This is a genomic window from Pollutibacter soli (genome assembly GCA_029269725.1).
Lineage (GTDB): Bacteria > Bacteroidota > Bacteroidia > Chitinophagales > Chitinophagaceae > Pollutibacter > Pollutibacter soli.
On record JARJHS010000010.1, the window covers coordinates 56,898 to 77,327 of the forward strand.

Here is a 20,430-nt window from a genome sequence, read left to right on the forward strand (position 1 = left end):
CCACAAGCTGACAAAAATTATCTGCTGCCTGCTGCTCCTGTTCACGGTAACAATTTTTCCATTATATTACAGATCACCTCTAATCATTCAAAAAAGATGGAAGCAATCGTACAGGAACATTCAGAGAAAGGCGGTGCATTTGTATATTATCTCGATCAGCGAAAACTGGCAGAGATGGTGTATGTGATGGTGAACGACAAAAAGATGATCATTGATCACACAGAAGTGGATGAATCGCTGAAAGGCCAGGGAGTGGGGAAACGATTGCTCGAACGCCTGGTAAACTTCGTACGCGAAAATAATATCAAGGTAATTCCCCTTTGTCCGTTTGCTCATGCGACTTTTAAACGGATGCCTGAGTGGCAGGATGTATTGGAATAGAGGGCAGGCAGGAAGGAGGCAGGAGAGAACAGCTATCTGCTTTAATCAAAACTGGCATAAGTAAGGAGGCGGAAGCCAGGAGAGAGTAGCGAACATCGAAAAGCCGGAATACAAAAGCCAGGCTTTTGCATTTCCAGATACAACGCAGGAAATTGTAATTTAGCTATCAGGATCACACACTGCTCAGTCAACAGCTTACGTTAAACGTTCAACGTTCAACGTTTAACGTTCCACGTTCAACGTTCAACGTTACACCTAATGCCTTTAATGCCCATATACCTGGATAACAACGCTACCACTTTACCTGATCCGCGGGTAGTGGAAAAAATGTTACCCTTTCTCACTACGCATTATGGCAATGCTGCGAGTGCAACTCATTTCTATGGTTGGGAAGCAAGAGATGCTGTTGAAGAAGCCAGAGAGAAACTTGCCGGACTTCTGAATGCCGATGCAAAAGAAATGGTGTTTACCAGCGGCGCCACCGAATCGATCAATCTCGCATTAAAAGGTGTGATGGAACAATTCAGTGGAAAAGGAAGTCACCTGGTTATTTGTTCAACTGAACATAAGGCAGTTCTTGATACTGCAAAACACCTTGAAAGTTCAGGCAAAGCGGTTTCCATCGTTCCTGTAAATGAGCAAGGCATTATTGATCTTGTTAAACTGGAATCAGCGTTCCGGCCGGATACGGTGATGGCTGCTGTTATGCTGGCAAATAACGAGACAGGCGTTATACATCCTGTTAATGAAATTGCAAACATCACGAGAAAACATGGTGCATTGTTTTTTTGTGATGCAACACAGGCTGCAGGAAAAATCCCGATTGATGTAAACATTCTGGGAATAGATTTGCTCGCGTGCTCAGCTCATAAGATGTATGGACCAAAAGGAATCGGTGCATTGTATATCAACAAAAAATCTGCAGCCTCAAAACTCATTGCACAAATGGATGGCGGTGGTCATGAGCGCGGGTTCAGAAGTGGTACGCTGAATGTACCTGCAATCGCTGCTTTTGGCGAAGCCGCTGAAATCAGCAGAAAGGAGATGGATGTTGACCGGCAAAGAATATCTCAGTTGAGGGACGCACTCGAACAAAAACTAACGGGTTCCGGCAATGCCTACATCAACGGGCACCCGAAAATCCGTATGTACAATGTGACCAATATCTCGTTTCCCGGACTTGAACCTCAGCGGTTCATGATGGCGCTTTCAAAACATATTGCTGTTTCTTCAGGCTCTGCGTGTACATCGGTTGTACAGGAACCCAGCTACGTACTGAAAGCAATGGGATTGAACGATGAACGCGCGAGAAATGCCTTCCGTTTCAGCCTGGGGCGATTTACCACTGAGGAAGAAGTATATACGGCAGGTGATGTTGTACTGCAAACACTTTCTCGATTCAGAAGCTGATTGAGTTTTCAGGAATTTTTTAATCGTGCCTTGCGCCTCCCGCTACTTTAAACACATGAAGTAATTGCGGAAATAATGAATCCATCGTTTCTTCAACACCGCGAACCGAACCAGGAAGCGTGAGGACCAATGTATCTTTTATAAAGCCCGCAACTCCCCTTGATAACATTGCATAAGGTGTTCTTTGCTGCCCGTAATTACGCGCTGCTTCCATTACGCCGGGAATCTCCCGGTCAATTAAAGGTTGCAGGGATTCAGGTGTTACATCACGTGGTGAAAGACCCGTACCACCAGTGAATATTGCAAGCTGGAAACCTGTTTCACTTAAAAGCAATGCGTTGTTTTGAATGCTTTCTTTATTATCAGCTATGATGAAATATTTAGAAACTTCGATCCCGTGTTTTTTTAGTTTGGAAATAATCGCAAGACCTGACTTATCTTCCTTTTCTCCTGCAGCAATACTGTCTGAACATACGATTACGGCTGCTTTGAAGCCAGGTGGAACTTCTTTATTGAAATCCGACTTACCGCCTTTCTTCTGTTCGAGTTTTATGGTTCCGATCTGAACCTGTTTATCGATCGGTTTCAGCATGTCATACATGGTAAGCGCAGTGATCGATGCTCCATGCATTGCCTCCACTTCAACACCTGTTTTGTAAATGGTACTCACTTCCACGGTAACGATCACCTGCAATCCGGATATTTCATGTTTTATCGCTGCGAATTCAATAGGTAATGGATGGCAATCCGGAATCACCATATGCGTATTCTTGATGGCCAGCAAACCCGCGGCGCGAGAAAATTCAAAAATATTTCCCTTGGGTACACGGTTATTCCTGATGGCATCTATTGTTTCTTCTTTTGATACCTCCACTATCGCTGTGGCAATTGCATGCCTGAAAGTAGATTGTTTATGTGTAATGTCGACCATATCAGATATTCTCTTTCCATTGATGTGTTGCGTCGCCGAATAACTCTTTTCCCCAGATCGGTAATTCGGCTTTTATTCTCTCCACCACCTCCTCACAGGCTTCCATTGCGGCTTTTCGATGAGGTGCAGAAGTGAATACAAAAAGACAGATATCTCCTGCCTCGATCTTTCCCAGGCTATGATGTACATGCATACATGTTAAAGTGTATTTCGAAAAAATCTCTTCTCTTATTTCCTGCATTCTCTCCAGCGCCATCTCTTCATACGCCGTGTATTCAATCGCATGAACAGTTTGTTCATTGATTTTATCCGCTCGGATCTGCCCAAGAAATATACTGTGCCCACCGATGCCGGTTTTGGATTTATGTGAGGCAATACTTTCTGCGATAAATGCAGGGGCTACCGGCCCCTGTACAAAAATATTTTTGATTTTTTTCTCAGACATGAGCTGCTTTGTTTTGCGAATCCATCCATTTTACAACTCCGCCATTCACACTGAAAATACCTTCGCCCGAATGTCTCGCATCTGCAAGCATCTCTGCGGCTCTTCGGCTCCTGATTCCAGACTGACAAATAAAAGCCACTTTGCCCACTGGAATACCGGACATTTTTTCTTTGAAAATACTCATGGGTATGCGGAGTGTTTTCAAATCTTCCATTTCCGGAACTTCATCAACTTCGCGAACATCTACTATCAGAATACTTTCATCAGCAAGCATCTTTTTAAGTTCGTTGACAGAAATTCCGTAGCTGTTTCCATTGCAAAGATCTTCATAACGCATGCGCGCAAACGATTCTGCATCTTTAGGAATTAATGACCTGGTTTTTTCTGATGATACCAATTCCAGTTCAAGCCATTGGTTGGTCAGGATATTCAAGGTAAGCAACTTGCCGGTCAACATTTTTCCTACGCCAGATATGAATTTGATCACTTCTGCTGCCATCATAATGCCAATTATTCCAGGCAACACACCAATTACGCCAGCCTCTGCACAGTTCAGTATTTTTCCTGGTGCAGGTGGTTCAGGAAAAAGATCACGATAATGTATACCCTGCACTTCCTGTCCGCTGGTTACATTAAAAACTGCCAGCTGACCCTCATATTGAGTGACGGCGCCATATACAAATGGTTTGCCGGTGAGTACAGCAGCATCGTTAACAAGATAGCGCGTGGCAAAATTATCAGATCCGTCAACGATGATATCAAACCTTGCAAACAATGACAAAGCATTTGATTCATCGAGCCTGGAAGTAATAGCTTCGATATGTACAGACGGATTTAGATCCAGCAAATGTTCCCTTGCAGTAAGAGCTTTTAACTTGCCAACATCCTTCGTATCATATAAAGGCTGCCTGTGCAGGTTATGAATAGCGATGACGTCGTCATCAACAATACCAATGTTACCTACACCTGCAGCAACGAGATAGGAAAGGACCGGGCACCCTAATCCGCCGGCTCCTATCACCAGCACGCGACTTTCACTCAGCTTTTGCTGTGCAGCCATCCCGAACTTGTCCAGGATCAGTTGCCGCTGATATCGTTCTGGTGAAAAAGATTTTGACATAGTTATCCACCGGAAAAAGGAGGCATCAGTACAATCATCATACCCGGCGAAAGCTGCACATTTTCCCGAACCTGTTTTTTATCCACCGCAATGATAAATCCGGTCTCACCAATTGCCGGATAATCCTGCCTGAGTTTTTTCAGGAGGGAGTCCGTATCATTTACCGGATCAACAGTGATTTTATCCGCCCCAAAAACTTCAGTAAGTCTTCCAAATACCTGGATATCCATTACGAACAGGTAGGTTTTTTTTATAAAATGACTGACAAATGCCGTTAAAATTACGGTTTTTTATCCGGCATGTCCCTGCGCAGAAATATCCGGTCAATCATTTGCTGTTCGCAAAATTATCTCCCCCATTTTTCGTTTAGTATCGGAATAAAAGGTTTAAAATCAAGACTTTTAACGATTGATTTAAGATTGAAGAGCGGAAATACTTTTTTTAAAAATGGATATCATGAAGGTGTTGTACCGGATACTGATTTGTTTTTTGCTGTTTATGTCGGTTGGCGAATCCTATGCACAACAAAATCTCCGGGATTCCAGCCGGTCACGAAGAGACTCTGCCGGCTTCAGGAAAGACTCTACCCGTTTCAGAAGAGACAGTACCGGGTTCAGAAATGATTCCACCCGGAGAGGAAGAGGGGGCATTGCAGCACTTTTCGCCGACACAGCAAAACTGACCAGCGCAGATTACCAGTTGCAGATTGAAAAAACATTTGTAATTCTCGATGAGATTGAAAACGGGAGTGTGGCAACTCCGCGTGTACTCAATATCAAAAAACGATTGGAAGGGAGTGATTCCTTACTTGCTATCCTGAAAGATAATATCAACAACAACAAAACAACCCTTAGCCTCAGAAATCTGCAGGTATTCAGAACGATCCTGGATAATCTTCAGAACACGTTAAAGGATCAGCGTGAGGTACTGGATAGTGCTGAAGTTGCGCTGGAAAAATTACGCGATAAGATGAAACCGCTGGTTGGCGATACGATGCTTCAATCTTTGATGAAGGACTCTGTATTGAGGGAACAATTTGCGACACAGGTAAGGGAGATGCGCAGAGGGTTCCGCGGAGCATCGAGGCAGTTGCGTAAGAGTTTCGCAGATCTCAATCTCTTGCAGACACATAATTCTTCCAGCAGCATTACAACTTCACAATTACTGGAGAAAGTGGAAAATCAGCTTTCCAATTCTGCTTCAAGAATATTTGGAAAAGAGTATGGCTTTCTATGGCAGCCTCATAAAACGGGACCGGACACTATAGCTGAAACATCGATTAAAAAAGTGTATGGCGCAGAGCAAAAAGCTGTACGTTATTATTTCAGGGACAGCAGTAATCGTCGTTTGTTTTTGTTGCTGATCGGGTTACTGTTTTTTGTTTGGGTATTCCGGAATATAAGGGCATTAAAAAAACTGAATGCGATATCGGCATTAAATGATTTTCATTTTTCATATCTGCCCTCCGGCTATATTGTGTCGTCGCTGGTGGTGATGTTTTGTATTGCACCGTTTTTTGATCTGCATGCACCATCGACCTACATCGAGATGATGCAGTTTTTCCTTATCATCATTCTCACCATCGTCTGCTGGAAAAAATGGCCGCGGAACCTGTTTACCACCTGGATGGCCATGGTACTACTTTATATTTTGTTTTCACTTTCCCATCATGTCGTCGATCCGGAATTATGGGAGCGGTGGGCTCTCATTGTACTGAATATTTTATCCGTCATTTTCGGAATCCGTTTTTTGAAGAAAATGAAGGATCACCTGCATCTCCGCGGCTTTCTGCATTTCGTGATCGTGCTGCATAATGTGATGAATATTCTTTCGCTGCTGTTAAATGTTTTCGGAAGATATACCCTTGCACAATTACTGGGGACTACGGCGATTTTCGCGTTCATGCAGGCTATCGGGCTGGCTGTTTTCGGGAAGATCTGTATCGAAGCAATTTTGCTACAGGTAAGTACCAGCAGGATAAAACGCGGGCTCACCGTCAACTTTGATTATTCTGAAATGCTGACCAGTTTCCGTCGTGTGATACTGGTGGTGACAACGGTGTTATGGTTGATTGTATTTATTACCAACCTGAACCTGGCATCAGTTGTGTTTAACGGACTTTCGGATTTCCTGTTAACACCACGCCATATCGGAGATGCTTCGTTCACCCTTGGCGGAGTATTGCTGTTTTTTACCATTATCTGGCTGGCGCATATACTGCAGCGTTACGTAGGATATTTCTTTGGAGATGCACAGGGAGATGAAGTGGTTCAGAACAAAAGACAAAGATCACGGTTGCTCATTGCAAAACTGGTTTTGTTATCGATAGGCTATCTTCTCGCCGTTGCTGCGTCAGGTGTTCCGGTCGACAAAATTACGATTGTACTTGGCGCACTCGGTGTTGGTATCGGTCTGGGGTTACAGAACATCGTTCACAATTTTGTTTCAGGGATTATATTGATTTTTGACAGGCCTTTGCAGATCGGAGATATCGTTCAGGTCGGCGATCATGCAGGAAGGGTGAGGGAAATTGGTTTACGTTCGAGCATGCTCACCACCAAAGATGGAGCTGAAGTAATTATTCCCAATGGTGATATTCTTTCCGGACAGATCGTCAACTGGACTTTGCTGAACAATCAGAGAAGAATAACAACTGAAATAGAGGTCAGGGGAAGCGATGATATGGAACAGGTAGCAACAGTGATAAAAAATTCAATCGCTGATTCCCAATATATAGTGAGGGGTCGCGAGCCTCAGGTATTGTTTACAAAAGTGTACGATGATGGTTTCTCCCTTAATCTGGTTTACTGGTGTACGGATGTGGCAAAATCAGAAGAAGCACGCAATGAAATATTTACGCTTTTGAAAAAAGGCCTGGCATTAAACAATCTGAAACTGGAATAATCAGTTCGATGCAAAAATGAGTTTATACGCAGCGATCAGGAGTACTGCCGAAAGCAGGTACTGGATGATGTTGCTTTTGAATTTGAGTGCGCCAAAATACGCGCCGCATAATCCTCCGGCAAATGCTATCACTACATAAACGAAAATATCGTTGTTGAACTGAATCCCTTTCGTGATTTGTCCTGCCAGTCCTGAGAATGAATTGACAAAAATAAAGAGCGCACTGATGGCGGCCGTTTGTTTCTGATTGGTCCATTTAAGCAGGATCAGAATAGGTGAGAGAAGGATACCACCGCCGATACCAATCAATCCGGAAAGATATCCGATGGCTGCGCCGATGAGTATAGATATCCAAAGCACGGCTTGCTTTCTTTCGGCTTCGGAAATATCGCTCTTCACTACTAAAAATCGCAATGCTGGAATCAACAGCAGCACCCCCAGCATCTTTTTATAGATCGATGCATCAATGGATACCAATCCACCAAGAAATGCCATCGGAATTGATGCGAGAGCCAGCGGCAGAAAAATCTTAAACATAAAATGCCTGCCCCGGTAATATTGAATGAACGATGTTAGTGAAACAAAAAGATTGAGAAGAAGTGCCGCAGGCTTCATTGTTTCCGGCGCAACTCCATACAACGCCATCAGTGCAAGATAACCACTGGCGCCTCCGTGGCCCACTGCCGAATATAGAAATGCAACGATGAAAAGGAGTACATAAAAAACTATGTCCATAATGAATCAGCTCGGAATAATATGAACTTCAACCATTTCACCCGCTTCAAAATTTGTCCGCTCTTCCCCGGCAACCAAAAGGCAATTGGCTTTTGCATAGGAACTCATCCGGTATGACTCCTGGGCATCAAGTAATTTCACAATGCCATCTTTATACCTCGCTTTCAGAAAATGCGTGAGACCGGCTGGTTTGCTGAAAGCTGTTGCAAGCTTTGCTTCAACTGTTTTCAACGAAGGTTCTGCATTTTTCATGAACCCATCTATCGCCAGCGATACATATTCATAAAAACAGGTCAGTACTGAGGCCGGGTTTCCGGGTAGCCCAAAAACCAGGGTATCGTTCTCTCTTCCAAAATACAACGGTTTGCCCGGTCGCTGTTTTATTTTATGGAAAATTTTTTCAACCCCCAAAGTTTTTGTGGCTTCAGGTACAAAGTCGTAGTCACCAACGCTCACACCTCCGGTAAGAAGTATGATATCTGCATCGATCGACGCCTTGTTGATTTCATTGATAACAAAATCAAGCTGATCAGTAACATGAGCGATTCTGACGTCAGTAACACCCATTTGCAGCAATGCCGCTCTCAGGCTGAATGAATTTGATTCATACACATGCCCCGGCTGTAAAAGCTGCCCGGGTGCCTGTAATTCATTGCCGGTGACGATGATATGTATCCTGGGTGGAGGATAAACAACCAGCTGTTCTACGCCGATCCCAGCCAAAAATCCCAGCACTGCCGGTACTATCTTCTGTCCTTTTTCCATTGCCAGCATGCCGGCTTTGATCTCCGAACCTGCATTTCGCATATGCATACCTGCAACGAGGCGTTCGTCTTCAACAAAAAGAATTCCCTGCTCAAGCCTCACTTTTTCCTGCATGACAACGGTATCTGCGCCTTCAGGTAATGGCGCACCTGTAAATATCCTCACGGCTTCTCCTTTTCCGATCGATACTGTTTTTGTATTTCCTGCAGCAGACTCATCGACAATCGTCAATGCATCAAATTCTTGTAGATCATCAAAACGAAATGCATAGCCATCCATGGAAGATTGCGGGAAAGCAGGAATATCATACTGTGCATAAATGTCTTCGGCCAGCGTGAGGCCGATGGTGTCCTGTAAAAATCTTACTTGCTGTTTTCCAGTGATAGCATTACCTGCAATCAGTTTTTTTGCTTCTCGGACAGTTATCATAAATAAGCTGGCTTGATCCGGTTAACCTCCAATAGTGATCATACTCCTGTTGGCAATTTCCTCGGCATGAAGATGAGAGAAATCAGCAGTGAACTGACCACCAAGTTCTTTTTTCTTTGACAAAATATTTTGATGTATCAGCGGTAAGATCTGTTCACCGTTCCTGAAAGGGGTCAGTAAATCTGTTTCATCACTCGAGAAAAGACAGTTCTTGATTTTGCCGTCCGCAGTAAGCCTGATGCGGTTGCAGCCATTGCAAAACGGCGCGCTCATTGTACTGATAACGGCAAAGGTTCCCTTATGCCCGGGAATTTGGTACTTTTTCGCAGTATCATGAAGATCTCCTGTTAATGGTTCCGGAGCATATGACGAACTGATTTTTTCAAGTATCTCATGCCATGTGAAAACTTTATCACTCTTCCAGTGATTTCCACTGAACGGCATGAATTCTATAAAGCGGACATGTACAGGTTCATCTTTGGTCCAGGCAATAAAATCATTTATCTCAGTTTCATTGATGCCCTTCATCACGACCACATTCACTTTTACATTAAATCCACGTGACATCATCAGCCTGATATTGTTCATGATAAGGTCAAACTGGTTGCGGCGTGTAAGAAGGTGAAACTTGTCAGACTGTAATGTATCGAGGCTGATATTCAATGACCGGATATTTGCCGCTTCCAAAGTGTCAGCAAATTCATGCAGTCTTGTCCCGTTTGTGGTCATGGTAAGAGCGACAGGAAGCGTTGATAAACGTTCTATAATAGTACGCGCATCCTTTCGAACCAGCGGCTCACCGCCTGTTAACCGAATCTTTTTTATGCCTTCTGAAACAAAAATCCTGGCGATTGCCTCAATCTCATCCACCTGCATCAGTCTGGATGCGGGCGTGAAATGATAATCTTCTTCGGGCATACAATAAAAACACCGAAGATTGCAATTGTCGGTTAGTGATATACGTAAATAATCGTGAACGCGGTTAAAAGTATCTTTTATCATGAACTCTTTTTCTTACCCGCATTGACTAAGGCGACATAATCTGCGGGTGTATCAATATCTGTTTCTCCAGCCGTGAAAGGTACGATGCCTATTTGATCTTTATGGTTCTGTAATATCTTCCGAGCTCCATGATCGCCTGACAGGTGCTGAATTTCCTCAAATAATGACTGGTGAAATATTGCTGGAGTCCCCACCGTGCCACCATAACCGCTGCCTACTGCAGGCAGCCCGGAAGATGCCTGTGCATCTTTTATTTCTGCGAGCAATTGTCCTGTAACAAAAGGCTGATCTGCGACCATATAAAGCACTCCATCGGTTCCCGGCCATGTTGAAAGGGCATGGTTCAATCCTTTCCTGATAGAACTGCTGATGCCATTTTTCCAGTTTTCGTTTGTTACTGAAACTATTTCCTTTCTGGCCGCAATTTTTTCTATCGATTCATGCCATCGGCCGGACACCAGCAGGATGTTCGCCATACCGGAATCTTTCGCAGCATTGATGGCATTTTCGAGTAAACTGGATCCGCGGAAGGGCAGAAGTAATTTGGGTTCGCCCATCCTGCTGGCTCCGCCTGCTGCCAGGATGATAATACAACAGTTACTGATCACTGCATGATTCACTTTCACTCTAGTTTTCGTTCTTCAATCCTGGTGTCTTCCCGCGGGTGAATTTCGTTGTTGCGTTGCCGTAATGAACCACCTGTTCTTCCTGTCGTACGGGACTGGATCTCTGAAAGGATGGAAAGTGCAATTTCTTCCGGCGTTTCTGCGCCGATATCCAGGCCAACCGGGCTGTGTACGGTTTCCAGAAAACTTTCTGAAATCACTGACCCTTCCTCACTGAATTCTTCCAGCATCTTACCCAGTTTTTTTGAAGGCCCGAGCATCCCGACATATACTGGTGATCTGGTAGAAAGTATTTTCAGGATCGCTTTATCATACTGGTAATTGTGCGTCATTAAAGCGAAAACGGTGCGCTCATCGACATGAATATGTTCAAATGCAGATTCAGGTTTTGAAACCACAACCTGGCAACCGGAAACAAACCGTTCTTCGCGTGCATAGGAAGCCCGACCATCGATCACAGTGGTTGTCCACCCAAGTAATTCAGCCATATTCACCAGCGGAACAACATCGTTTCCTGCACCGAAAATTATCAGGGAAACCGCAGGATTGATCAATTCTACAAATGCGATTTCAGTTCCCTGGCTACTTACATATTTTTTAAATGAGGATTTTCCTTCTTCCAATGCAATCTTCGCAGCAGGTATTATTGACTCTTCCAGTAAGCCGGAGTAACTGGATTCATAATCGCCATTTTCATGCATCAGCAGGCAGGTACCCTTCTGATTTGCATGCCTGCTATCCAATGAAAAGAGTGTCACTAAAACAGACCGTTTTCTATCAGCGGTAATTTTTTTCAGATAGCTGACCTGGTTGAATGGATCGGACGGGTCAATAGGTTCGATCAGTATTCGTACAATGCCGTTACATCCCAGGCCTATTGCCAGGGCAGAATCATCATCAGTGGTATCATATGTAATCACCCGAGCCTGGTTTCTTGCCATCACATGTTGTGCTTTCAGCAAAGCGTCACCTTCCAGGCAGCCGCCACTTATTGCACCGGTCATTTCTCCTTCTTCTGTGATCAGCATTCGCGCGCCGGGCCTGCGGTAGGAAGAGCCTTCCAGGTGTACCACGGTCGCCAGGGCAATCTGTTTTCCCGCAGCTACTGCTTCATCGTATGCACGGATAATATCCCTGATCTCCTTCATTGTTACTCATGTGTTTGATCTTACAATCACTGCTTCCGCCTATGGTAAACAATGTCAATTTAACCCCATTCCATCAGTGACAGCTCCGATCAAATGTTAAAATCAACCGACATTGTTGATATCAAATGGAAGCCGCCTTATCCTCGTGCCTGTAGCTGCAAATACCGCATTACACAAAGCCGGAGCGAATGGTGGCAAACCAGGCTCTCCGGCACCTTTGATTACTTCACCGCCATCAGCAAGGATCGTCACTGATACATCCGGCATTTCGTTTATGCGAACCAGTGGATTATCGTGAAAGTTGGATTGTACAGTCTGCCCGTTTTCAAATGTGATACCCCCTTTGATGGCCGCGGTAAGCGCCATCACTGCTGCTCCTTCTACCTGAGCTTTTACAGTATCGGGGTTCACTACAGTTCCCATATCAATGACTGCAAATATTTTTTCCAGTTGAATGCCTTTGTCTTTTTTTGAAACCTCCACAACATATCCACAGTGGCCCGCGAAAAATTCATATTGCGCAACACCACGCCCATGGCCAGCCGGCAATGGCTCATCCCACGCAGATACTTCTTTCAATTTCGTTAGAATCTTTTCCAGGCTGGTTCCCTTTTTTGCAAGGCCCAGACGGAATTCCATCGGATCTTTTTTAGCAGTATACGCCATCTCGTCCAAGAAACATTCATGCGAGAAAGCGAGTGTTGTGCTTGTCACCGCGCGCCAGTAGAGTAGCGGAATTTCAAGAGGACTGTATACAAAGCTGGTATGCAGATTGGGTATCTCGTATTTTTGTTCGGCTGTGGCTTCCATCATCGTTTTATCCACTTTTTTAGGATCAAAGCCAGGGTATAAACCGGCATCAATAGATGGAGAAATGACCTTATGTTCCAGTGCGACAGGTTCACCTGCGGCATTGAAGCCAGCTTTCATTGCAGAATAGGTCATCGGCCTGAAAGGACCAAGCTTTGTGTCATCTTCACGTGTCCAGATGGCTTTAATTGGCTTGCCGGTTTTCTTCGCCAGTGCGACGACGTCATGTACATAATCTGTAATCAGCCTGCGTCCGAAACCACCACCATTAAACATCGTGTGCAGTTTCACGTTAGCTTCGGGTATATTATTTTCTTTGGCTACTGTTTTAACAAGATCACCTGGAATCTGTGTCGATGTCCAGATCTCCACTTCTTCAGGGGAGTTCCAGCGGGCAACACAATTCATCGGTTCTATCGGCGAATGCGAAACCAGCGGAGTTTCATAAAGAGCTTCCAGTTTTTGATGAGCATTATTGTATTCCTGTTCAAAACTCCCGCTGTTGTGATCCGTAATTCCTTTTTTTGAAGCCAGTTTCCGAAGACCTGCTTCGTAATCTTTCGAGTTGAGTTTCTCGCGACCCTGGTGGTCCCAATCGGCCTTCAGTTTTTTCCGGCCCTGGAGCGCTGCCCAATAGTTGTCAGCAATTACTGCAACTCCATCGTGCCTCCAGATACCAACAAGACGTTCACAGAGCAATACGTCAATAACACCTTTTGTTTTCCTGGCTTCTGCGTCATCAAACTTTTTGAGTTTACTGCCAATCACAGGGGACCGTTCAATCGATGCATACATCATCCCGGGCACCGTTACATCAATTCCGAATAAAGCTTTACCTGAACTTTTCAACGGGACATCGGGTCGGCCGCCGGATTTACCCAGGATTTTAAAGTCTTTCGGATCTTTCAGTTTGGGTTCTTTCGGAGGCGTAAGTTTTGATGCCGCATCTGCAAGTTCACCATAGCTTAGTTTCTTACCACTGGGTTTATGAATGATGAATGCATTTTCCGCATAGCATTCTTCTACGGGGACTTTCCATTGTACGGCGGCCGCTGTCGTCAGCATTTCTCTTGCCGTAGCACCTACTTTTCTTAACGTGAAATATTCACCGCGGACGGATGAACTTCCGCCTACACCCTGGCTTTCACCAAAACGGCTCTCTCCTCCGGTCTGCCGGATGTTTACATGGTCGAGAGATACTTCCAGTTCTTCTGCGATAAGTGCAGGCACCGACTGAAAGGTACCCTGGCCTACTTCCGGCTTGGTATTAAAAATGGTGATGACGCCATTTGATTCGATATTGATGTACGGTGTGATCTCAAATAGTTTCCCGGGGTCAGAAACTGCCGCTACTTCCGGACTTCCCTTACAACCTGTGTTCAGACCCAGAAAAAAACCTGTTCCTGTAAGTCCTGCCAGCTGCAGAAATTTTCTCCTGCCAAGGCCGCTGAGTTGTTGCATATGAATATTTTTCGGTTATAGGTTGGAGTAACTATATTAATTCTGAAGCGCGATGAATGGCCTTGCGGATGCGCTGATAAGTTCCGCAGCGGCAGAGATTTCCCTGCATTGCACCATCGATGTCGGCATCGGTGGGTTTGGGATTCTTTTCCAGCAGCGCTACTGCACTCATGATTTGTCCTGACTGACAATAGCCGCATTGTGGTACCTGTAGCTCAATCCAGGCTTTCTGAACCGCATGATCAACATTTTCTGATACTCCCTCGATAGTCCTGATCTTCCTGTCAGCCACGGCAGATACAGGAATGCTGCATGAACGCGTCGGTGTTCCGTCCAGGTGAATGGTGCATGCACCACATTGTGCAATGCCACAACCGAATTTGGTACCTGTAAGTCCGACAAAATCCCTGATTACCCAGAGCACCGGCATGGTTTCATCAACATCCACGGTGTAATCCTTGTCATTGATGTTCAGTTTGTACGAAGGCATGAAATATATTTTTAATTTGAAAAACAGCGGTATTAAAGTTACAAAAATTGATATAGAATCCTGGTCAAAAGGATACCTTTCAGCATATTCATAGGAGTTGAATGTGCAAGATGGAAAGTTGAAAGTCAATCGATGCTGATTGGAGGGAATTTTAATAACCCATAATTCTGATCGGGATTTCTGGCTGGGCTATTTCTATCACTATTTTTTTTATCAATCTCACCCTTACAGTACCGGCGATATTTTTTATTTCTTTTTACCCCTGGCTAAGTCCAGGGACAATTGAAAACAAATTCAACATTCGAAAGAGCTTACCTTCAACTTTCAACTTAGGCTTTCAACAGCTCCTGGCTAAAGCCTGGGACAATTGGAAACAAATTCAACATTCGCAAGAACTTACTTTCCACCTTCCACCTTAAACTTTACACCCCTGCGATCCTTATTTGTCTATCTACTAAAAGGTAGGTATCTTCGCGGAAATTTTTGAATTGCCGGATACCCGCACAGAAATTATCCGCTTGGGCGATAAGCTGATCCGTGAGCAGGGCTATAACGGCTTCAGCTTCACTGACATCAGCAAAGTGCTGGGCATCAGAAATGCTTCGATACATTATTATTTCCCGACGAAGACTGATCTGGGAATTGCGGTTGTAAAAAGACAACACGAAGAGTTGAACCAAATCGTAAGGAATTCGGCAAAATCTGATCCTGTGAAACAACTGAGCCGTTTCATGGATATGTATAATACACTCCATAACGATGGACAGGTATGTATCGTGGGTTCGCTCGCTACTGATCTTAACACGATTGAAAAGCCGGTTAGAAAAGAATTAAAATTTCTGGCAGATGATATTCTGCTATGGATGAAGACAATTCTCGAAGAAGGTAAAAAGCAAGGTATCTTTCATTATAAAATTTCCTCCCGGGCAAAAGCGCTTTTGATTATCTCCAATATAATGGCAGCTTTGCAGCTTTCGAGAATTACAGATCCGGGGGATTTTGATCTGATAAGGAATTCAATCATTAAAGAACTAAAAACAGGATCATGAAAAGAGTTGTTGTTACAGGCATTGGCGCATTAACACCGATAGGTAATACAGCGGAAACTTTCTGGAATAATCTACTCGCCGGTAAAAGCGGGGCAGCGAATATCACTAAGCTGAATGTTGAAAAATTCAAAACCCGCTTCGCGTGCGAACTGAAAAATTTCAATGCAGCTGATTATTTAGACAAAGCAGAGATCCGTCGTAATGATCTGTATACGCAATATGCTTTGATTGCAACAGCAGAGGCGATTGGCCATGCGGGAATCAATTTTGAAAACCTGAACAGGAACAGGATCGGTGTGATCTGGGGATCCGGAAATGGTGGTATACACACTTTCGAAGAACAGGTAACTGAATTCGCTAACGGCGACGGTACTCCGAGATTCAATCCTTTCTTCATTCCGAAAATGATTGTCGATATAGCATCAGGCGTGATTTCCATCCGTTACGGACTTCGCGGAATCAATTATACTACCGTATCTGCCTGTGCTACTTCCAATACAGCCATCATTGATTCTTTTAACTATATACGCTGGAACAAAGCAGATATGATCATTACCGGCGGTTCTGAAGCAGCGATTACTTACAGCGGTCTCGGCGGATTCAGTGCGGCAAAAGCATTGTCAACGAATAATGAATCACCCGAAACAGCTTCGCGTCCCTTTGATGTCAGCAGGGATGGTTTTGTGATGGGAGAAGGTGCGGGTGCAGTCATCCTGGAATCACTCGATCATGCGCTTGCCAGAAATGCACCCATTCTTGCTGAAGTTGTTGGCGGTGGAATGGCTGCCGATGCTTATCACCTTACGGGAACGCATCCGGAAGGCGAGGGGGCTTATCTCGGAATGATGGCAGCGCTGGAGGATGCCGGTCTTCGTCCGGACGATATTGACTACCTCAATGCGCATGCAACATCAACAAAGCTGGGCGATGAAAGTGAACTGATCGCAGCAGGCCGTGTATTCGGCGCTGCAAAAAACCTTCATGTCGGGGCTACAAAATCCATGACAGGTCATTTGCTTGGAGCGGCTGGAGCTATAGAAAGTATTGCCTGTATAAACGCAGTACAGCAGGATATCATTCCACCTACCATCAATACAAAAGAAATTGAACCTGAATTTAAAGATCGCTTCCAGTTTGTGTTGGGTGAGCCGGTAAAGAAGAAAGTGGATTATGCATTGAACAACACTTTTGGTTTCGGCGGACATATTGCCACATCCATCTTTAAAAAATACAAAGCCTGATATTTATTCACCTGTGTTGCAATCCTGTGTGTTAGTAATTATATTGGGCGATAATTGTTGATTACTTGCAGGAGGAAATCTTGTCCTTTCTCAGGTGTTCGGTGACGGGGTTGCCTCTCAGGCTGCAGGTCATTGAAGAGGTTGAACGCACCTATCAACAGGGCAGGATAACCGAAATAAAAACGGGCATCCTTTCAGTTGGGAATGGTTGGTTCTACCCGGTGATTGATGGTATTCCCCGCATGCTGCCGGAAGCTGTTTATGATTATGCCGGTTTTTTAAGAACACATATTCCTGATTTCGATCAGCAGGTTGAAACCCTGGAAGAAAGGTACAATCAGATTGCTTCAGGAAACCGGCAGAAAAACAGCAGGACCAAGGCAAGTTTTGCGATGGAGTGGAAATTTTTTCATCCTGAAAAAAAAGACAAGCTCTGGCATTTTGACCAGGCGTCGTTAGGATCACTTTTTTTATTGGAAACAGGTTTTGCAGGAAGCAGATATCGAAGGAAAGCTGGTATTTGATGCAGGCAGCGGGCATGGCATACTTACTTCCGCTGTAGCAGGAATGGGAGCCAAGGCAATTGGAATGGAGTTAAGTCTTGCTGTTGATAATGCCTGCCAGCGAAATACTAATGCCCGGGCCTGGTATGTGCAGGGAGATGTACAGTTACCACCTTTTGCACCAGGTATTTTTGATATCCTGTACTCCAATGGAGTTCTTCATCATACCAATAACACTAAATTGTCGCTTTCGTTAGTCGAACCAATGTTGAAAGCGGGAGCCCTGATTTGTTTATGGTTGTATCAGCCCTGTGAGAATAAATTGCACCAGCTGAGTACGAAAGCGAGAAGAGTCTTCTCAAAAATTCCTTTAAAGTTCGCTGTTGCAATTTTGATCATTTTTGTACTTCCCTTTACTTTTATCATCAGGAAGATCAACGGGCAGTTTGACTTGCATTATCGCGAGGAGATAATCGATCTGCTGGACGCCTTTACTCCTGAATTCAGGAATGAAATTCCTCAGGCGCAGGCAATGGCGTGGCTGCAGCAACTGGGATTGTCAACCTGCGGGATAACCAGTTCAGGTGTTTTCGGTTATCCGATCACAGGATGTAAAACGGATTAAATCAAATGGAATTTTTCACAATAACGAATGCTGATGCCGCGGAATATCCGCTGATCACGGAGATATGGGAAGCTTCCGTAAGATCAACGCATCATTTCCTGACAGAAGAGGACATCCGGTATTTCAAACCAATGGTGGGGGAACATCTGGCGCAGGTTGACTTGTATGTGATACGCGAATCTGGAAATATTCGCGGGTTTCTTGGGCTGTCAGGAGATAAAATCGAAATGCTATTTATTGATCCCGTTGCTTTCGGAAAAGGTCTTGGTAAGAAATTGTTGACCTATGCAATTTATGAAAAAGGATTTCGGAAAGTTGATGTGAATGAACAGAATCCATCTGCGGTTGGGTTTTACGAGCATATGGGCTTTGCAGTCACAAGTCGATCTCCTTTGGATCCGCAGGGAAAACCATTTCCAATCCTGCACATGGAATGGAAAGAAGATATTGCCGGATAGTTAAAACAAATTGCCGGCTCTATTGTTTGAATGATAAATTGTCCGGGTTTTTATAGAACAAAAAATGGAAGTTGCTGACATATGTTTAGAATTCTGATTATGCTGACTGGCCTTACGCTGATCAATTTTATTTATGGTTGTGTATATCCTTCGCGTGCGCAAAAAAATGCACTGAAGCGAGCGAAAGAGCGCACTTATGATGTTATCGTTGTACCTGGTGTACCGCTCGAAAACGGCAAATGGAGCCGTACTATGAAGGGCAGGATTTATTGGTCGAAATATCTTTTTGATATTGGTGTGGCAAGAAATGTCATGTTCTCGGGATCGGCCGTGTATACACCTTACCGCGAAGCAGAAGTGATGGCTTTATATGCCGAGGCCATTGGGATTCCCAAAGAAAATATTTATACGGAAACGCGGGCGGAACACAGTACTGAAAACATCTACTACAGTTATTATAAAGCAAAAGAGCTTGGCTTTGAAACGGTAGCGCTGGCATCCGATCCTTTTCAGTCAAAAATGCTGAGGGATTTTGCAAAGAACAAGATCAGCCAGGATATTGGCATCATCCCGATGGTGATGGATACCCTCAATACCATCGAGCCCACCATGATTGATCCTGTCATCAATTTTGAAAGTCTACTGGTGAAAGACTTCGTTCCGATCACTAAAAGAGAAAGTATCTGGAAGCGATTAAGAGGAACCCGCGGAAAGAATATCGACTATTCTGTTGCCGACGCGGCGAAGTAAAAGATTTTTGGTTCCTGTTCCGGATTTCTACAATTCATCCGCAAATTCCGCAATTCGAACCGGATTTGATTGATCAGGTGTTGCATTGATTGTTGTTTTACATCAAGAATTAACAATGATTAAAAGAACAATTATGCAAAAGACGAAAATGCTCAACCGAATCAGCCTGGTATTATTCAGCAGCCTGTTGTTAGTAGCCAGTTCATGTAAAAAAGATGATAAACCGAATCCGCAACCTGAGCCACAAAGCAAACTCACTGAGTACAAGGATGGTGAAGATTTTGTGCGCTTCCAGTACAATACTGACGGAACGATTAAGAAAGCTACCGTTAAAAATGAAATCAATACGGATAATGATATCGTTGATTTCACTCTCACCTATAATGATCAGAAAGTGATCACTGAAATGAACAGCAGCTCTGGTGAAAAAATTGTTCCGGTGTATGCCAATGGTGTTCTCGAGCGTGCCGATATTTTTATGGCAGGTGAGCGTACCGGTTATACAAACTATGTGTTTGAAAACGGGTACATGAAAAAAGCGACCATCTATGTTGGATCGGGCGTTGAATTCGAACCCATCCTTGAATTCGACTACAATTACAATGCAAACGGAAATGTAACACAGGGCGTGATTATGATTGGTACTGATGTTCCTGGTCAGATGTTGAGAGCAGGGCATGTTAACCTTCAGCATGATACCAAAACAAATCCACTGTTTGCCTTCCGCGATTTTTTTGCGTTGCTCTGGCAGGGTCCTTCAAAAAACAACGTGACCGTGGAAGATGTGTTTGATGAAAACCAGGTACAGACTGATAAAAATGTATACACCTATAACTACAATATCAAAGGATTTCCAAATGGTGCAACGGTGAAAAGTGGATTGCCCGGTCAGCCGCAGACGGAGAGTACTGTAGGATTTGTGTACCAGTAAGTAGTAGGAAGGAAGTAGGGGTTGAATGTAAAAAGAGGAAAGTTAGCTTTTGTGAAAGTACTTTTTTCAATAACAGCAAGTCTAAACCTGGGAAATATGAAAGATCGGCGATGTGGGAAGATGCATTTTTCAATTTACACTGGTCTCAGCTAAAAGGAAAAGTGAAAAGTTGACTGGTGAAGGATGAAAGTTAGATGATGTGGATAGTGAGTGTAT

At 44.1% G+C, this 20,430-nt stretch carries 21 protein-coding genes; 10 read left to right on the top strand and 11 right to left on the bottom strand.

The window, feature by feature from the left end:
* Positions 1–96: 96 nt before the first annotated feature.
* Positions 97–381 (top strand): GNAT family N-acetyltransferase, encoded by a 285-nt coding sequence (locus tag P2W82_RS20610; RefSeq protein ID WP_336517830.1) that lies wholly within the window; start codon positions 97–99, stop codon positions 379–381.
* Positions 382–648: 267 nt separating this feature from the next.
* Positions 649–1,791 (top strand): cysteine desulfurase family protein, encoded by a 1,143-nt coding sequence (locus P2W82_RS20615; protein ID WP_336517831.1) that lies wholly within the window; start codon positions 649–651, stop codon positions 1,789–1,791.
* A 19-nt stretch (positions 1,792–1,810) separates the two neighbouring features.
* On the opposite strand, the gene moaCB is transcribed toward P2W82_RS20615, so the two are convergent.
* From moaCB to P2W82_RS20635, 4 genes are read right to left on the bottom strand one after another with little or no spacing between them, the layout of a single operon-like run.
* A complete protein-coding gene (gene moaCB, locus P2W82_RS20620; protein ID WP_336517832.1) occupies positions 1,811–2,722 on the bottom strand; it encodes a bifunctional molybdenum cofactor biosynthesis protein MoaC/MoaB in 912 nt (303 codons plus the stop codon).
* A gap of 1 nt (position 2,723) precedes the next feature.
* Positions 2,724–3,167: a molybdenum cofactor biosynthesis protein MoaE gene (locus tag P2W82_RS20625; RefSeq protein WP_336517833.1), complete on the bottom strand. Its 444-nt coding sequence runs from the start codon at positions 3,165–3,167 to the stop codon at positions 2,724–2,726.
* Positions 3,160–4,287 (bottom strand): HesA/MoeB/ThiF family protein, encoded by a 1,128-nt coding sequence (locus P2W82_RS20630; protein ID WP_336517834.1) that lies wholly within the window; start codon positions 4,285–4,287, stop codon positions 3,160–3,162. The genes P2W82_RS20625 and P2W82_RS20630 overlap by 8 nt, the downstream gene beginning before the upstream one ends.
* Before the next feature lie 2 nt (positions 4,288–4,289).
* A complete protein-coding gene (locus P2W82_RS20635) occupies positions 4,290–4,517 on the bottom strand; it encodes a MoaD/ThiS family protein (protein ID WP_336517835.1) in 228 nt (75 codons plus the stop codon).
* A 226-nt stretch (positions 4,518–4,743) separates the two neighbouring features.
* On the opposite strand from P2W82_RS20635, the gene P2W82_RS20640 reads away from it, so the two are divergent.
* Complete coding sequence (locus P2W82_RS20640) at positions 4,744–7,191, top strand: mechanosensitive ion channel family protein (RefSeq protein ID WP_336517836.1); 2,448 nt, start codon at positions 4,744–4,746, stop codon at positions 7,189–7,191.
* Here the strand turns inward: P2W82_RS20640 and P2W82_RS20645 are convergent, their stop codons facing one another.
* From P2W82_RS20645 to P2W82_RS20675, 7 genes are all read right to left on the bottom strand, one after another.
* Positions 7,192–7,926, bottom strand: a complete 735-nt coding sequence (locus P2W82_RS20645) for a sulfite exporter TauE/SafE family protein (RefSeq protein ID WP_336517837.1) — start codon at positions 7,924–7,926, stop codon at positions 7,192–7,194. It lies immediately after the preceding gene.
* A gap of 6 nt (positions 7,927–7,932) precedes the next feature.
* Entirely contained in the window at positions 7,933–9,120 is a 1,188-nt protein-coding gene (locus P2W82_RS20650; protein WP_336517838.1) for a molybdopterin molybdotransferase MoeA, read from the bottom strand.
* A 21-nt stretch (positions 9,121–9,141) separates the two neighbouring features.
* A complete protein-coding gene (gene moaA / locus P2W82_RS20655) occupies positions 9,142–10,122 on the bottom strand; it encodes a GTP 3',8-cyclase MoaA (protein WP_336517839.1) in 981 nt (326 codons plus the stop codon).
* The gene (locus P2W82_RS20660; RefSeq protein WP_336517840.1) at positions 10,119–10,742 is read right to left on the bottom strand and encodes a nucleotidyltransferase family protein; all 624 of its coding nucleotides are present in this window, start codon (positions 10,740–10,742) and stop codon (positions 10,119–10,121) included. Before P2W82_RS20660 ends, moaA begins: the two co-directional genes overlap by 4 nt.
* Before the next feature lie 2 nt (positions 10,743–10,744).
* Positions 10,745–11,896 carry an XdhC family protein gene (locus P2W82_RS20665; RefSeq protein ID WP_336517841.1) on the bottom strand — a complete coding sequence of 384 codons (1,152 nt, stop codon included), beginning with the start codon at positions 11,894–11,896 and terminating at the stop codon, positions 10,745–10,747.
* A 102-nt stretch (positions 11,897–11,998) separates the two neighbouring features.
* On the bottom strand, positions 11,999–14,167 hold the full coding sequence (locus tag P2W82_RS20670; protein ID WP_336517842.1) for a xanthine dehydrogenase family protein molybdopterin-binding subunit: 2,169 nt from the start codon (positions 14,165–14,167) through the stop codon (positions 11,999–12,001).
* Between the two features lie 31 nt (positions 14,168–14,198).
* Positions 14,199–14,657, bottom strand: coding sequence for a (2Fe-2S)-binding protein (locus P2W82_RS20675; protein WP_336517843.1), 459 nt, complete (start codon positions 14,655–14,657; stop codon positions 14,199–14,201).
* Positions 14,658–15,175: 518 nt separating this feature from the next.
* Between P2W82_RS20675 and P2W82_RS20680 the strand changes: the two genes are divergently transcribed.
* The 7 genes from P2W82_RS20680 (at position 15,176) to P2W82_RS20710 (ending at position 20,214) form a co-directional block, all read left to right on the top strand.
* Entirely contained in the window at positions 15,176–15,706 is a 531-nt protein-coding gene (locus tag P2W82_RS20680) for a TetR/AcrR family transcriptional regulator (RefSeq protein ID WP_336517844.1), read from the top strand.
* Complete coding sequence (gene fabF / locus P2W82_RS20685; protein WP_336517845.1) at positions 15,703–16,947, top strand: beta-ketoacyl-ACP synthase II; 1,245 nt, start codon at positions 15,703–15,705, stop codon at positions 16,945–16,947. Before P2W82_RS20680 ends, fabF begins: the two co-directional genes overlap by 4 nt.
* A gap of 65 nt (positions 16,948–17,012) precedes the next feature.
* Entirely contained in the window at positions 17,013–17,471 is a 459-nt protein-coding gene (locus tag P2W82_RS20690) for a Trm112 family protein (protein WP_336517846.1), read from the top strand.
* Positions 17,434–18,075, top strand: coding sequence for a class I SAM-dependent methyltransferase (locus tag P2W82_RS20695; RefSeq protein ID WP_336517847.1), 642 nt, complete (start codon positions 17,434–17,436; stop codon positions 18,073–18,075). The genes P2W82_RS20690 and P2W82_RS20695 overlap by 38 nt, the downstream gene beginning before the upstream one ends.
* Before the next feature lie 5 nt (positions 18,076–18,080).
* Entirely contained in the window at positions 18,081–18,533 is a 453-nt protein-coding gene (locus P2W82_RS20700; protein ID WP_336517848.1) for a GNAT family N-acetyltransferase, read from the top strand.
* 81 nt (positions 18,534–18,614) lie between these two features.
* Positions 18,615–19,283, top strand: a complete 669-nt coding sequence (locus P2W82_RS20705) for a YdcF family protein (RefSeq protein ID WP_336517849.1) — start codon at positions 18,615–18,617, stop codon at positions 19,281–19,283.
* Positions 19,284–19,416: 133 nt separating this feature from the next.
* Positions 19,417–20,214 carry a hypothetical protein gene (locus P2W82_RS20710; protein WP_336517850.1) on the top strand — a complete coding sequence of 266 codons (798 nt, stop codon included), beginning with the start codon at positions 19,417–19,419 and terminating at the stop codon, positions 20,212–20,214.
* The last annotated feature ends 216 nt before the right edge of the window (positions 20,215–20,430 follow it).

What these genes read in the sequence shown, in the direction of transcription:
- P2W82_RS20610 (WP_336517830.1), top strand. Translation starts at nt 97, where the DNA reads ATGGAAGCAATCGTACAGGAACATTCAGAGAAAGGCGGTGCATTTGTA.
- P2W82_RS20615 (WP_336517831.1), top strand. Translation starts at nt 649, where the DNA reads ATGCCCATATACCTGGATAACAACGCTACCACTTTACCTGATCCGCGG.
- moaCB (WP_336517832.1), bottom strand. Translation starts at nt 2,722, where the DNA reads ATGGTCGACATTACACATAAACAATCTACTTTCAGGCATGCAATTGCC.
- P2W82_RS20625 (WP_336517833.1), bottom strand. Translation starts at nt 3,167, where the DNA reads ATGTCTGAGAAAAAAATCAAAAATATTTTTGTACAGGGGCCGGTAGCC.
- P2W82_RS20630 (WP_336517834.1), bottom strand. Translation starts at nt 4,287, where the DNA reads ATGTCAAAATCTTTTTCACCAGAACGATATCAGCGGCAACTGATCCTG.
- P2W82_RS20635 (WP_336517835.1), bottom strand. Translation starts at nt 4,517, where the DNA reads ATGGATATCCAGGTATTTGGAAGACTTACTGAAGTTTTTGGGGCGGAT.
- P2W82_RS20640 (WP_336517836.1), top strand. Translation starts at nt 4,744, where the DNA reads ATGAAGGTGTTGTACCGGATACTGATTTGTTTTTTGCTGTTTATGTCG.
- P2W82_RS20645 (WP_336517837.1), bottom strand. Translation starts at nt 7,926, where the DNA reads ATGGACATAGTTTTTTATGTACTCCTTTTCATCGTTGCATTTCTATAT.
- P2W82_RS20650 (WP_336517838.1), bottom strand. Translation starts at nt 9,120, where the DNA reads ATGATAACTGTCCGAGAAGCAAAAAAACTGATTGCAGGTAATGCTATC.
- moaA (WP_336517839.1), bottom strand. Translation starts at nt 10,122, where the DNA reads ATGATAAAAGATACTTTTAACCGCGTTCACGATTATTTACGTATATCA.
- P2W82_RS20665 (WP_336517841.1), bottom strand. Translation starts at nt 11,896, where the DNA reads ATGAAGGAGATCAGGGATATTATCCGTGCATACGATGAAGCAGTAGCT.
- P2W82_RS20670 (WP_336517842.1), bottom strand. Translation starts at nt 14,167, where the DNA reads ATGCAACAACTCAGCGGCCTTGGCAGGAGAAAATTTCTGCAGCTGGCA.
- P2W82_RS20675 (WP_336517843.1), bottom strand. Translation starts at nt 14,657, where the DNA reads ATGCCTTCGTACAAACTGAACATCAATGACAAGGATTACACCGTGGAT.
- fabF (WP_336517845.1), top strand. Translation starts at nt 15,703, where the DNA reads ATGAAAAGAGTTGTTGTTACAGGCATTGGCGCATTAACACCGATAGGT.
- P2W82_RS20700 (WP_336517848.1), top strand. Translation starts at nt 18,081, where the DNA reads ATGGAATTTTTCACAATAACGAATGCTGATGCCGCGGAATATCCGCTG.
- P2W82_RS20705 (WP_336517849.1), top strand. Translation starts at nt 18,615, where the DNA reads ATGTTTAGAATTCTGATTATGCTGACTGGCCTTACGCTGATCAATTTT.
- P2W82_RS20710 (WP_336517850.1), top strand. Translation starts at nt 19,417, where the DNA reads ATGCAAAAGACGAAAATGCTCAACCGAATCAGCCTGGTATTATTCAGC.